This is a genomic window from Neorhodopirellula pilleata (genome assembly GCF_007859915.1).
Lineage (GTDB): Bacteria > Planctomycetota > Planctomycetia > Pirellulales > Pirellulaceae > Rhodopirellula > Rhodopirellula pilleata.
In genome coordinates this window covers 514,050-527,193 of the sequence record NZ_SJPM01000001.1, presented here as the reverse complement: position 1 = coordinate 527,193, position 13,144 = coordinate 514,050, and the positions used below count along the sequence as shown (strand labels likewise).

Below are 13,144 nucleotides of genomic sequence, written 5' to 3'. Positions count from 1 at the left end.
CTCTTCTCGAACATCGCACAGGTGAAACCATGGCCCGCTTTTGGAATCGCTGGATCGCACGCCAAACTTCATCACGCCGGAAAGAATTCAACAAACGGAAGTCCCTGCGTCGGCGACCGCAGGCCGAGAACTTGGAAACCCGTCAATTGCTGGCGGCGAACATCTTCCACAACGAGGCGATGCCCGAGGATGTCAACGAAGGCGGACATATCACGGCCCTCGACGCGTTGATGGTCATCAACCGACTCAATCGCGATCGCGGGAACCTGGGTAATCGCGATCCGGGAATCGACAACCCGGTCGATCAGCCAACGGACGAAACGGAAGATCAAAACACCGACGAGACCATCGACAATGATGACGTTTCTGCCGAAAGCTCCGACGTGGTGCTGGCGTGGAACGAGTTGTTTGGCGAAGTCTTGGCGGACGCCGAATCCTTTCAACAGAATCCTGGTTACGCGTCGCGTTCGCAGGCAATCCTGAACCTTGCGATCTATGACGCCGTTGGCATCGCGACCGACGGAACCGACGCGAATACTTTCTACGATTATCCAATTGATCTGAGCGGCAACGTTGAGTTGTCCGCAGAGATCGCCGCGTCCGAAGCCGCCTACACCGTGCTGAGTGGTCTCTACCCTGAACAGCAAGCCACGCTCGATGCGTTTCGCGCCCAGAGCATTTCAGGCACCGCGTCCGACCGAGTCACTGATGCCAGCATGACGCTCGGAAGTGATATTGGAAACACGATCCTTGCCATTCGTGCCAACGATGGTTTCGACGTGATGGGCGAGTACGAATACAGCGACGAGTTGGGAACCTTCCAACCCGACCCACTTAACCCGGACGTTCCCGCTTGGGGGCCAGCGTGGGGTGACGTCGACCTATTTGCGATCAACTCCGTCGATGAATTTTCGCCCGAGACCACACCAGAATTGACCAGCGAACAATACGCCGAGTCGTACAACGAGGTGCTCGAACTGGGCTCGGTTGATAGCGAGACTCGTACCGCTGATCAAACCGAAGCGGGCCTGTTCTGGGCGTATGACCGCGAAGGGCTGGGGACACCGATCGCACTGTTTAACGACGTGCTGATACAGATCGCCGAGCAGCAGGGCAACTCGTTGGAAGAGAACGCGGCGTTGTTTGCACAAGCCTCCGTCGCAATGGCCGACGCTGCCATTGTTGCTTGGGACACCAAGTTCGGCGAAGACTTCTGGCGGCCGGTCACCGCGATTCATTCGGGTGACATCGACGGCAACGACGCGACCGAAGGCGACGCCGACTGGGTCGCACTGGGAGCACCCAATGGCGAAGACCTGACGGGCTTCACGCCGCAGTTCCCGACGTACATCTCCGGTCACGCGACGTTCGGCGGAGCCCTGTTCGGAACGCTGCAAGAGTTCTACGGAACCGATGACATCTCGTTTGAATTGGCCTCGGAGGAACTGAAAGGGTTGCTCGACAATCCGGAACTGCAAGAGGCATACGGAATCGAGCTCGACGACGCGACACGCTCGTTCGATTCCTTCAGTGAAGCGATGGCCGAGAACGGTCGCAGTCGAGTGTACCTCGGCATTCACTTCGACTTCGATGACACCGTCGGGCAAGAAGTTGGTGCAGCGATTGCTGCCAGTGTCGCTTCGGACTTCGCTGTCGCCGCGACGGATGACACGACGCGAACGGAAAATGATCGTCAGCGAAACCAAAACGATGACCGCGGGCGAAACAATAACAACAGCCGCGGAAGTAACGACCGGTTTGCATCCGTCGATTCAGCGTTCGCCGATGAGCGATTCCTTTTCTAGCGGTGCGTCGCAAGCCGCCCGGTGCGTCACCGGAGGGCGCGCGCCCTTCCGCTAACATCGAAACTTCTTTCAAGGAACCCAAGCCATGAAATCCACTCTTCAAATCTGCACGATCATCGCTCTGCTTACATTCACACCGACCGTCGAGGCTCAACGCCCCGGCGGCGGTGGCCGAGGTGGCCTGGGTGGTGGTCCCGGCGGTGGTGGAGGCGGCAGACAGGACGGCCCGCCTCCCGGCATGAACCAAAACAATGCAAATCTTTAGAACCAAAAATTCGCAAACCAAAATGCCGCGAATCAGAATTTCGGCAACCAAAATTTCGGTAACCAAGACGTTGCCAATCAAAATGCTGCGAATCAAAACATGCCCAGCATCCAGCAACTCGCTCAAATGATGATTGCCAATTTCGATGCAGACGGCAGCGGCGGATTGGAGCAAGCTGAACTGCAAAATGGTCTCACGGCTCTTCGTCAGATGATGCAGAACCGAAACGGCGGCAACCAGGGACAAGCGGGCGATGCCGCGAACGCACAGAATGGTTTGGGGCATAACGCATTTGGACAGAATGCCATCGGACAAAACAACCAAGCCGGGGACGTCAACGCAGCCGGACGTCCACCACGTGGACCACGCGGAGGTAACGCGGCCGCCGAAGGAGCAAACAATTTCCGAGCAGCCGGCCGCGAACGTTGAGCGATGCGGAAGCGAGTCAGCAGGTACTCTCTATCTCGAAAATTCCCATTACCCAGCATTTCTCTGTTTCTCCGCCGCATAACGAGCCAACGGCCACCCCCTCACGTGAGAATCGCTCGAAAAACCAGCGTTTTGCCGCGTGAATCCTTTCCATATCCGGTTCGACCCCAGGGAGTCGGACGTTCGTTAACCCGGTGTGGTAGAGAAACGAAGAAGTCAAGAAATCGGGCCAAATCACCCCGATCCCATAACCCAGCCAACGCCGGGTTATCTGCCCGGCCAGAGAAACGAAGAACGCGGCCGGCGGTTGCCACACCACGAAACACCGCGATTTACTGGGCAAAAACGAAAAAAGGCCGGCATGAACATCATGCCGACCTTTTCTTTACTTCCGGGTCTGAGAACCGTTTTATGTCCCAGAGAAGTTGTGGGCGAGCGACTCGCGTCAAGGCATTTCTTGATTCTCTGCGAGGGTGAGAAAACCCCGATTGTGAACTGCGTACTAAATACTACAAACCGCGATCTGGCGTCGGAATAATGGACCGGGCCGCTCTTGGGGGTGGTAGCGGGACGGATGCTGTGGCTTTGTTGAAGATGCTTGTGCAGGGTTTTGAAAACACGGCATAGGTTACCTGAGAGGGACGATTTGGTTTGTCTCGGTAGCTTCGTGAATTTTTCAAAAGGTTGCGTGTGGGTAAGGCATTGAATGGTGGTGGGACGGCGGATCTTTCTTCGTCGGAGCGGCGGCGGTTGGTCGCTGGGTTGTTGGCTCGTGGGGTTTTGCGGTGGCGGGCTTCGTGGCTGGCGTCTGTTTCTGGAACTCCGACGGACTCTTTACCCGAACGGCTTGATCGTCGTTCGGATCCAGGGCTCTCTGTGGACGACGCGGTCTCGGTTGGTCGAGACGACGCGTCCGGTACTTCTTCTTCCACAGGGAATTCAGAACATGTGTGAACAACGACGCAGCGCGATCGCTGCCATCTTTGCCAAAGGCGTCGCGCGGTGCCGGACGGTGTCGCGCGACGAACATCGACAACCGGTGCGTGAACCGGAGTTCGATTCGGTGCTGGCGAAACCAAATGACGAGACCGATGCAACGTTGGCTTGCGATGAATCGGTGATTGAGGAAACAGAAGATCTTGGATCGAAGGAGGCGACGCTATGAAACCATCGACTGAAATTGAAATCGCGAAGCTGGACGACATGACGGTCGACCAATTGATCGCGAAGTACGAAGACTTGTTTGAAGAAGCGTGTCGCAGTCGGCATCGCAAGTATCTGACGCGGCGGATCGCTTGGCGGTTGCAGAGTCGTGATGAGGGTGGACTGAGCAACCATGCGAAGCAACGGGCTCGCGAGATCGCGGCGACATCGGATGTTCGGACGACGCCCCCTCGAGCAGACGTGATTGATCGCGTTCGGCGGAAGAAGCCGGAGCTGGACGGTTACGTGGATTGGGATCCGCGCTTGCCGCCGCCCGGCAGCTACGTCGAGCGTCTGTACAAGGGCAAGATGATTCGGGTTTTGGTTTTGACGGATGGGTTCGAGTACGAGGGACGGCGGTATCGGTCGTTGTCCAACATCGCCGGCGAACTGAGCGGGTCGAGTTACAACGGATTCGTGTTCTTTAAGCTGGGGGTGCGTGAGAAATGACAAAACCAAAATCGGATAAGCCCGAGGTGCCGAAAATCCGGTGTGCGATCTACACCCGGAAGTCGACGGAGGAAGGACTCGATCAAGAGTTCAATTCGCTCGACGCTCAACGCGACGCCGGCGAGAACTACATCGCGAGCCAGCAACAAGAAGGCTGGGTCGCGATCTCGAAGCACTACGACGACGGTGGGTTCTCCGGCGGGAACCTCGAGCGGCCAGCGATGAACCGCTTGTTGGCGGATATTTCCAACGGCGAGGTCGACTGCGTTGTCGTTTACAAAGTGGATAGGTTGAGTCGATCGTTGTTGGATTTCTCGCGGATCATGGAGGCGTTTGATAATCAAGGCGTTTCGTTTGTCTCGGTGACGCAGGCGTTCAACACGACTCACTCGATGGGTCGGCTGACGCTGAACATTCTGCTTTCGTTCGCCCAGTTTGAACGCGAGATCATCGGCGAGCGGATTCGCGATAAGATCGCGGCTCAACGGCGACGCGGCAAATGGGCCGGCGGGATTCCGGTGCTGGGGTACGACGTCGATCGGTCGGGGCCGAGTCCAAAGTTGGTGATCAACGCGGACGAGGCGGCCAGGGTGCGGCGTATCTTTGGGATGTATTTGGAACTGCAAGCGTTGACGCCGGTGGTCGAAGAACTCGGTCGTCGCGGGTGGACGGCGAAGCCTTGGAAGACGAAATTGGGCAAGCCTCGTGGCGGTCGGACGTTCGACAAAGCTTCACTGCATTCTTTGTTGACCAACGAGATCTACATCGGAAGGATCAAGCACAAGACGGAAACGTTCAATGGCGAACACTCAGCGATCGTGGACGACAAATTGTTCGATGATGTTGGAGCAATGCTTCGCAGCCACGGTCGCGGTGGAGGCGCGCACTTGGTCAACAAGTACCAAGCGTTGCTGCGTGGTTTGTTGTACTGTCCGGCTTGCAACCGCTCGATGGTCCATAACGTATCGAAGCGGAAGTCGAAGATTTACCGCTATTACACTTGCGTGACGGCGATCAAACGGGGGCGGAAGCATTGTCCGTCGCCGTCTTTGCCGGCCGGCGAAATTGAATCGGTCGTGGTGGGCCAGGTGCGTGCGATCGCGTCGGACAACGCGTTGCGGCGGGACGTGTTGACGCAAGCGATGGAGCAAGTCGGCGACGAGCTTGGCGAATTGCAAACGCAGCGGTCTCAGTTGCAGGACCAACTCGACTCCAACGACAGACAGATTCGCGAACTCGTTGGTAGTTCGGGGGTGACCACTTCGCGCCGCCTCGCGGAACTGCACGAACATACGGCGGATCTCGGCCGATCGGTGGCCCGCGTTGAAGCGGAGATCGAGAGGTTGCAAACGGATCGCATTAGCGAAGCGGATGTCGCGGTCGCATTCTCGGACTTCGACAACATTTGGAACGCCCTGAACACGCTTGAAAAGGCGGAGGTGTTGGGGTTGCTGGTGTCGCGAATCGAGTTTGATGCCGCCGACAGTTCTCTTTCAATCTCGATGCACCCCGCCGGCATCAAATCACTCGCTAATAATGTGGAGGAAGCGGCATCATGATTAATGTCAAACTGAAAGTAAATTTGCAGCTCAACAAGGTCTCCAAGCAGAAGCAAGAACCCACCGAGGAAGAGACTGGCGACGATGTCCCGGTCAAACGTCGCGGCAAGATCCCGCGAGTATCCCGTTTGATGGCGATCTCGATTCAGTTCGACCAGATGCTGCGAAGCGGTGAGGCGAAGGACACGATGCATCTGGCGGACATGCACTCGATCAGTTCGCCGCGGGTGACGCAGATCATGAATCTGGCGTTGCTTGCCCCCGACATTCAAGAGGCGTTGCTCTGTCTGCCGCGCGAGTTCGTCGGACGGTCGAAGATCAACGAGAAGATGCTGCGACCGATGACGGCTGAAATGGATTGGGACCGCCAGCGTGAGATTTGGAGAGGGTTGCAATCGGAAACTGGAGCCGACGAAGCTTGATCGGGCGAAACTGATGCAACGCAAGTCGATACCAAGCGATACACGTTGATTCGGTCGCGAGCTGGTGATGGGGCGAGCGATCGGTGAGAATGGGTTCCGACGGATTGCGTTCACTGGGAGGGCGGTTCGTACGCACTGTCCATTCTCGGAGACGACGCTTTGATTCGCTTGATCGTATTGCTTGCCGTGATTGTCGTTGGACACGTTGGGTTGGCCGATGGAGATTGGACGCGGTTTCGGGGGGCCGACGCGACGGGTGTGGTGACGGATGAACCGGGTTTGCCGACCCGTTGGAGCAAGACTGAGAACGTGGCTTGGGTTGCCGATGTGCCGGGGCAAGGTTGGGGCAGTCCGATCGTGGTGGGCGACCGTGTGTTTGTGTCGTCCGTGGTTGCCGACGAAGCCAATATCGCACCACAAGGTGGTTTGTATTTGGGGGAGGGTGTGCGTGATCCCGCCAAGGGCGTTCATCACTGGATGGTGTACTGCTTTGATCTGAAATCGGGTGACGAGCTTTGGCAGCAGGAATCGTTCGCGGGCCGGCCCGTGGTGCCGCGTCACCCGAAGAGTTCGTACGCGGCCGAAACGCCAGCGACCGACGGCGAGCGATTGTTCGTCCTGTTTGGTGACCTAGGGCTGTTCTGCTATTCACTTGAGTGTGAATTGCTGTGGAAGCAGATGATTGAGCCGAAGAAGACCAACATGGACTACGGCGCGGCCGCGTCGCCGGTGGTTCACGGCGATCAGGTGTTCGTGGTTTATGACAACAAAGAAGCGTCCTGGATCGCGTCGTTTGATACGAAGACCGGCGACGAGAATTGGCGAACCAAGCGTGACGAGGTGATGTCGTGGGCGACGCCGTTTGTTTGGGAGAACGAGGTTCGCACCGAGATCGTGGTGCCGGGGCAACGCGTCAACCGAAGCTATTCGCTTGACGGCAAAGAGCTTTGGCGGTTCGATGGTGACATGTCGATCTTGGTGATTCCGTCACCGTTCGCCGCACATGGGATGTGCTATCTGTCATCTGGTTATGTCGGGGATGCACATCGCCCAACGTTTGCAATTCGGCCCGGCGCGAGTGGCGACATTGCACCCGACGGTGACTTTGATCGCAGCGAGTTCATCGAGTGGTATCAGCCGCAATGCTCGCCATACAATACGACGCAAATCGTCTACGGCGACTATCTTTACACCGTCTACGACCAAGGATTCATGACGTGTCACAACGCGTTGACCGGCGAGGAAACCTACGGCAAGCGTCGTTTTTCGCCGAAGGGATCGTTCACGGCGTCGCCTTGGGCTTACGACGGAAAGGTGTTCTGTTTGAGCGAACAAGGTTTGACCTATGCGATCCAGGCTGGACCGGAGTTCCAGATCTTGGACACCAGCCCGCTGGATGAACTTTGCATCGCAACGCCAAGCGTGGCTGGTGGGAACTTGTTGGTGCGGACGCTGACGAAGGTCTACTGCATCACGGAGGACGATTCGGACGACGCATCCACCGCGTCGGTGGAAAAGGCAGCGACCGACGCGATCGTGCAAACCACTTCGGGTCCGATCCAAGGTGTGCCGTCGCGGGATCGCTCCATTGAAGTCTTCAAAGGCATTCCCTACGCGGCGGCTCCCGTCGGTGATCTTCGATGGAAACCGACTCAACCGCCAGAAGCTTGGACCGGCGTTCGCGTTTGCGACGAGTACGGTGCCAAGTCGATGCAGCAGAAAGATTTCGACCAAGGCGGACAGAGCGAAGACTGCTTGTACTTGAATGTCTGGCGATCAAATGAAACCAAGACTGAAAAACATCCGGTGATGGTTTGGATTCACGGCGGCGGATTCACGCAGGGATCGGGCAACCAAGGCAACGGTGGCGGCGATGCTTTGGCGGGTCGCGACGTGGTCTTGGTTTCCATCAATTATCGGCTGGGCGCTCTTGGATTCATGACGCATCCCGATTTGTCGGCCGAGTCCCCGCATGGGGTCTCGGGCAACTATGCGATTCTGGACCAGATCGCAGCACTGCAGTGGGTTCGCGACAACATCGCAGCCTTCGGTGGCGATCCCGACAACGTCACGATCTTCGGCGAATCAGCGGGCGGGACGAGCGTTTACTTACTGACCGCAACGCCGCTTTCTAAAGGTCTGTTTCACCGAGCAATCTTGCAGAGTCCTTGGCTCGACCCGGTGATCTTTCGAGATCTGAAGAAGGAAACGGACAATGGACCACCGGCCGAATACGACGGTGTTGGACAGACTAGGCGTTTGTTCGGTGAAGATGCCGAAAATCCAATCGCGAAACTGCGTTCCCTGCCGGCCGAAGAGTTGCTAGAGAAAGTCAAGCAGCGTTGACCCGTCGCGATCGACGGTCATGTCTTTCCTAAGCGCCCGCTTGAGATCTATGCCGACGGCGACCAGCACGACATCCCCACCATCGTTGGCACCAACCGAGACGAAGGCACGATGTTCGCCGGTCGGCAAGGGTTCAAGAATATGCAGGACTACCGCGGTGCGTTGGTGGAGAGGTATGGCGAGGACGATGATCGATTAATCGAGTTCTACTTGAAAGATACAAACGAGAACTCACGAAAGGCGGCGGTGCAGTTGATCACCGACGGTTGGTTCGTTCAGCCGTCACGCCAATTCGCTCGGGCGATGGACAGCCAGGGCAGCGAGGTGTGGATGTATCACTTCACCAAGCCCGTTTGGGGATGGATGGGCGCGGCACACGCCGCCGAGATTGGCTACGTGTTCGGCAAACTCGAAAGCCCATCGCCAGAAGATGCCAAGCTCTCCGACGCGTTCATGGATTACTGGGTGCAGTTCGCCAAGACTGGCAATCCGAATGTGGAGGGCGTCTCCCATTGGCCAGCGTACATGACTGCGACGGACGAGCATCAGGTCATGAACGCGACCATTCAAACCGAATCGGAACTGCGACGCGACGCGTGCGATTTACTGGATGACATTCGCGGCGTCGGAAAATAGATTGCGACGACTTTGAACTAGTGCTCACCGAACCCAACGCTCTCCGGAAAGAGTCTCGGTTTGTTCGTTCTCGTTAATGTCTTACTGGCAATGCTTTGCGTTAATTGCGTCTGGTTCGGTCGAGCGCTTGACAGAATCGAACGTTCACGGGACTTTGCGATGCGGTTTAAAAGCAGGCTGTTAACCAGAGGCAAATTTGTGCTTGCACAAAGACAAACTGACACTCGGTTAACAGCTAGAAGCTTTGCGCAGATACATGGCGCTACTGGAATCTCGAAACTCGTTGCAAGACGCTTCGCAAGCGGATCTTGCACGATGGCCCAGCCCAGGAACCGGCCCGAAGCCGCGTGATCCGCCTTGAGGGCGATTTCGACCAAGATTCACTTTCTATTCGACCGGAACTGGCCGGGTGATTGTCCGAAATGCTTCTGAAACGCTTGACACAGAGATGCGGTGCTGGAGAAGTCGCATTCGAGTGCGATGGCGGTGACGGTCTTCTCGGTGTCGTGAAGCAAACGGCGCACATGCTCCAAACGAGTTTTACGAATTGCCTCGGCCGGACTGCACTCCAAGTGAGTTCGGAACTTTTGCTCCAGTAAGCGGCGAGAGATGTGACACGCACTGGCAACGTCGGTGACACCCATGTTCGTTGCTGCATGCTCACGGATGAAACGCAACGCAACTTTCAAGGAGTCATCATCGATGGCGAAAAGGTCCGTTGACTGGCGGGCGCGAATGCGTATGGGTGGAATGAGGGTAGGTTTTTGTGGCACTGCCGCCCCCTTCATCAAGCGTTTCAGCAGCTTTGCGGCGGCTTCCCCAATCCGGTGACTCGCTAACTCGATGCTCGAAATCTGGGGCGTTGCGATATGGCAGAGTAGGTCATCGTCATCTCCGGCAATGATGGCGACTTCGTCTGGGACACGAATCGAATTCATCATGCAGACTTCGACCAGTTGTCGCGCTGGGTAAGGATCGCCAGCAAAAATGCCAACCGGCTTCGGTAGCTTCTTGAGCCATCGACGGACATCGCGGTGGTTGGTCAGCCACTGCTGTCCAGGTTTCGACGTGTAAGTATCGCAGCGGTAGCCGATACCAGATACGTAGGCTTGAATTTCACGGGCGCGCTGGTCTGAATAGCGGCCAATGGACGGAGCATAACAAGCGAAATGCTGAACACCCCGTTCAACCAAATGCTCAACCGCCATCTTCGCACGCGCACTATCATCTGTTTGGATTCGCCCGAACCATTTCTCTCGCTTGGATGCACTGGAAACATCGACGACAGAAACGCCGAGTTCTCGGACGTGGCGTACAAGGGCTCGATTTCGCAGAGCCGCCACCACGCCATGCCCTTGCCATCCGTTTGGAATCCGCAGCTTTCCGTGCCGATCACGCGGGGAGAGCAACAATGTCCATTCGTGCGATTGCGCGAAACGGCAAACTGATTCCACGATATTTCGTCCCCATGAATCCTCCGTGTCGACGAGGACGCCAACATGAACCGTTGAGCGTTTTGGTGATTGCATGGCTGTGTCCTCAGGCGAATCGCATGCGCAATATTGTAACACAATTGCGCAGGTGCGTAATGACGAAAACATCGCAACAGCTAAAATAGTGCCATGCGAAGCGACCTTTGCCACACTACTGAATGGAGAGACCATGCATTCTCGAATGTCCCGAATGACACTGCTTCTTTATCTTTCGCTTGTCTTCGTCGGTTGCGGGCCAGGTGGGACAGTTGCCCCGAGTGACAGCGACTTATCACGATACGTCGAGGAGAATACTGACGCGATTGCACAGCAAGAGGCAATTGATCGGATGGAAAACGAAAACGATAGTAAAAGCGGAGTAGCAAAATGATGACTGGACCGGATCGAAAAACTGGATTCACACTTGTCGAACTGCTCGTCGTGATAGCGATCATCGGCGTCCTTGTCGGATTACTGTTGCCGGCGGTTCAGTCGGCCAGGGAGGCGGCCAGACGCATGAGCTGCAGTAACAACTTTAAGCAGATTGGCCTGGGCCTCCACAACTATCATGCTGCTTATAATCAGATGCCGCGTCATTCGGGTGGAACGAGCTTGAAAGGTGGTCCAGAGCCAAGTGGCGACGCAGCTATTCCGCCGGGAAACAATTCAGACGATTTGAGCATATTCGTCGGTCTGTTGCCATTTATTGAACAACAGGCTTTATGGGAGCTCATTTCAAATCCTTTTGTTTCGCCAGCTACTGGAAATACCTATACGTCCATGGGTCCACGGCCAACGCTCAATCTTGCTCGTCACAACACGCACGGTTCTTATGCACCATGGCTGACGGATGTTGCGACGTTGCGATGTCCGAGCGATCCCGGCGCTGGACTGCCCGCGCAAGGAAGAACGAACTACGCGGCGTGTCTCGGTGATGCGTTGGAGTTTCAAACTTCCGGCCCACTTAGTAACAGCGGGACGACTTCAACAACTTTCGCGACGACGGCAAGAGCATCGTGCCGCGGTGCCTTCGTTGCACGCATGGACATTTCATTTCGTGACATTTTGGACGGACTGTCCAACACGATTGCGGCGGGAGAGATCAACACGGATCTCGGGGACAACGCCATCACCACCAATGGACTTCACCGGACATCTGCGGGTGCCGCTGATATACGAGTGACGCCATCGGCCTGTGTTCCCTTTATCGATATCTCACGTCCTCGCTTCTGGGACCCTAGCCAGTTTGGGAACCTAGCCGGTTCCGAAAACAAGCGCGGATACAAGTGGGCACTTGCCCGACCGTTTTACTCGGCAATCACGACGATTACACCTCCGAATCGCGAATTGTGTACGGACGTTGGTTCACTCAGTCGAAGCATCGTCCCGCCAAGCAGCCGCCATCAAGGCGGTGTGCACGTCTTGATGTGTGACGGGTCAGTGTCATTCATCACGGACTCGATCGATGCGGGTAATCAGAACGCTCCAACCGTACATTTCAGCGGTCCGCCGACATACACGGCACCTGGTTCAGTGAGTCCTTATGGCGTGTGGGGTGCAATGGGCACTCGAGCTGCTTCCGATACAGCTACGCAATCCGTCCCCTGATCGGTTTCCGTTTCACCTCTCACTCAAAAAGGAATCTATCTTGTTGCATTCATGCAATCGAAGCTGTTTCTGGTTGACCAGCCCTGCTTTGGCAGCGTTGTGTCTGTTCTTCATGAACCCGATTTCCGCCGACGAATCGCTCAGTTCGATTCGCCAGTCAGTCGAAGCCGCGATCTCGCGAATACAAAGTTCAAAGCCGCCAAGTGTTTCTTCGGGCAGACTCCAGAATGGTCGATTGGATCATGCGGCCGAACTTCCCAAGCCGTCGGGGGTAGGTTATCGAATCATTCACCCAGATCGTGATACGAACTTTGGTGCTGATCGAATGGTTTTCGGTTTAATGCGACTCGGCGTAGTGATGCATGAAAAGCTTGGCGACGAGCCCCACTCCCAGCTTCACATCAATGAGATCTCCGATCGAGATGGTGGGAAACAACTTCGCCACATCAATCATCAAATGGGATTGGACGTCGATATCGTCTTTTATTGCACGGATCTTTCAGGGACTCCTCAAAGATCTCGATGGGTGAGCTTTGACGAGCGGGGCTTATCGGAGGACGGCGACTTGCGATTCGACGCTGCGCGCAATTGGATAATGATCGATGCGATTCTTTCGAGCGAAACTTTTCGTAAAATTCGATCGCTCTTGATTGCGGATGCTCTGAAGAAGCAACTGCTCGACCATGCCATGTCTCTGCATGAAGCCGCTGAAGGTGACAAAGCTGAACGCTTGCGAGAGGGCATCAAGCGAGCGATGGAATTGTTGCGACAACCTGCCTCATCGCCACACGACAATCACTTGCACTTGAGTCTTCAGCATGAGTGATCAATCTTTTCGTCGGAGCTCGTGCTTAACGATTTTCCAGCAAGCAATGTCATTGTCAATCATCTGCCCGTGTCATTGATCCTGCTCAGGTTTTGAGACATCCCCAAACCAACTTCATATATT

10 protein-coding genes and 1 pseudogene are annotated in these 13,144 nt (G+C 55.9%); 10 read left to right on the top strand and 1 reads right to left on the bottom strand.

Annotation, left to right across the window (positions count from 1 at the left end; all coding sequences use genetic code 11):
• Positions 1-29: 29 nt before the first annotated feature.
• The 8 genes and pseudogenes from Pla100_RS01650 to Pla100_RS01610 all read left to right on the top strand — a co-directional run bounded on the left by Pla100_RS01650 (position 30) and on the right by Pla100_RS01610 (position 9,115).
• On the top strand, positions 30-1,805 hold the full coding sequence (locus Pla100_RS01650; protein WP_146575939.1) for a phosphatase PAP2 family protein: 1,776 nt from the start codon (positions 30-32) through the stop codon (positions 1,803-1,805).
• Between the two features lie 85 nt (positions 1,806-1,890).
• Positions 1,891-2,070 (top strand): hypothetical protein, encoded by a 180-nt coding sequence (locus tag Pla100_RS01640; protein ID WP_146575938.1) that lies wholly within the window; start codon positions 1,891-1,893, stop codon positions 2,068-2,070.
• 99 nt (positions 2,071-2,169) lie between these two features.
• Positions 2,170-2,499 carry a hypothetical protein gene (locus Pla100_RS01635; protein ID WP_146575937.1) on the top strand — a complete coding sequence of 110 codons (330 nt, stop codon included), beginning with the start codon at positions 2,170-2,172 and terminating at the stop codon, positions 2,497-2,499.
• Positions 2,500-3,445: 946 nt separating this feature from the next.
• Positions 3,446-3,664: a hypothetical protein gene (locus Pla100_RS01630; RefSeq protein ID WP_146575936.1), complete on the top strand. Its 219-nt coding sequence runs from the start codon at positions 3,446-3,448 to the stop codon at positions 3,662-3,664.
• Positions 3,661-4,152, top strand: a complete 492-nt coding sequence (locus tag Pla100_RS01625) for a DUF2924 domain-containing protein (RefSeq protein WP_146458960.1) — start codon at positions 3,661-3,663, stop codon at positions 4,150-4,152. Before Pla100_RS01630 ends, Pla100_RS01625 begins: the two co-directional genes overlap by 4 nt.
• Positions 4,149-5,711, top strand: coding sequence for a recombinase family protein (locus tag Pla100_RS01620; protein ID WP_146575935.1), 1,563 nt, complete (start codon positions 4,149-4,151; stop codon positions 5,709-5,711). Before Pla100_RS01625 ends, Pla100_RS01620 begins: the two co-directional genes overlap by 4 nt.
• Positions 5,708-6,133, top strand: coding sequence for a hypothetical protein (locus tag Pla100_RS01615; protein ID WP_231602551.1), 426 nt, complete (start codon positions 5,708-5,710; stop codon positions 6,131-6,133). Before Pla100_RS01620 ends, Pla100_RS01615 begins: the two co-directional genes overlap by 4 nt.
• Before the next feature lie 186 nt (positions 6,134-6,319).
• A pseudogene (locus tag Pla100_RS01610) lies at positions 6,320-9,115 on the top strand (carboxylesterase family protein).
• 380 nt (positions 9,116-9,495) lie between these two features.
• Here the strand turns inward: Pla100_RS01610 and Pla100_RS01600 are convergent.
• Complete coding sequence (locus Pla100_RS01600) at positions 9,496-10,644, bottom strand: AraC family transcriptional regulator (protein ID WP_146575932.1); 1,149 nt, start codon at positions 10,642-10,644, stop codon at positions 9,496-9,498.
• Positions 10,645-10,974: 330 nt separating this feature from the next.
• On the opposite strand from Pla100_RS01600, the gene Pla100_RS01595 reads away from it, so the two are divergent.
• Together Pla100_RS01595 and Pla100_RS01590 are read left to right on the top strand one after the other, a co-directional pair.
• A complete protein-coding gene (locus tag Pla100_RS01595; protein ID WP_315853429.1) occupies positions 10,975-12,195 on the top strand; it encodes a DUF1559 domain-containing protein in 1,221 nt (406 codons plus the stop codon).
• Between the two features lie 73 nt (positions 12,196-12,268).
• Positions 12,269-13,021: a penicillin-insensitive murein endopeptidase gene (locus Pla100_RS01590; RefSeq protein WP_231602550.1), complete on the top strand. Its 753-nt coding sequence runs from the start codon at positions 12,269-12,271 to the stop codon at positions 13,019-13,021.
• The last annotated feature ends 123 nt before the right edge of the window (positions 13,022-13,144 follow it).

Excerpts from the sequence above, each read along its gene's own strand:
- Pla100_RS01630 (WP_146575936.1), top strand. The coding sequence starts at position 3,446 with ATGTGTGAACAACGACGCAGCGCGATCGCTGCCATCTTTGCCAAAGGC.
- Pla100_RS01615 (WP_231602551.1), top strand. The coding sequence starts at position 5,708 with ATGATTAATGTCAAACTGAAAGTAAATTTGCAGCTCAACAAGGTCTCC.
- Pla100_RS01625 (WP_146458960.1), top strand. The coding sequence starts at position 3,661 with ATGAAACCATCGACTGAAATTGAAATCGCGAAGCTGGACGACATGACG.
- Pla100_RS01620 (WP_146575935.1), top strand. The coding sequence starts at position 4,149 with ATGACAAAACCAAAATCGGATAAGCCCGAGGTGCCGAAAATCCGGTGT.
- Pla100_RS01635 (WP_146575937.1), top strand. The coding sequence starts at position 2,170 with ATGCCCAGCATCCAGCAACTCGCTCAAATGATGATTGCCAATTTCGAT.
- Pla100_RS01595 (WP_315853429.1), top strand. The coding sequence starts at position 10,975 with ATGATGACTGGACCGGATCGAAAAACTGGATTCACACTTGTCGAACTG.
- Pla100_RS01640 (WP_146575938.1), top strand. The coding sequence starts at position 1,891 with ATGAAATCCACTCTTCAAATCTGCACGATCATCGCTCTGCTTACATTC.
- Pla100_RS01600 (WP_146575932.1), bottom strand. The coding sequence starts at position 10,644 with ATGCAATCACCAAAACGCTCAACGGTTCATGTTGGCGTCCTCGTCGAC.
- Pla100_RS01650 (WP_146575939.1), top strand. The coding sequence starts at position 30 with ATGGCCCGCTTTTGGAATCGCTGGATCGCACGCCAAACTTCATCACGC.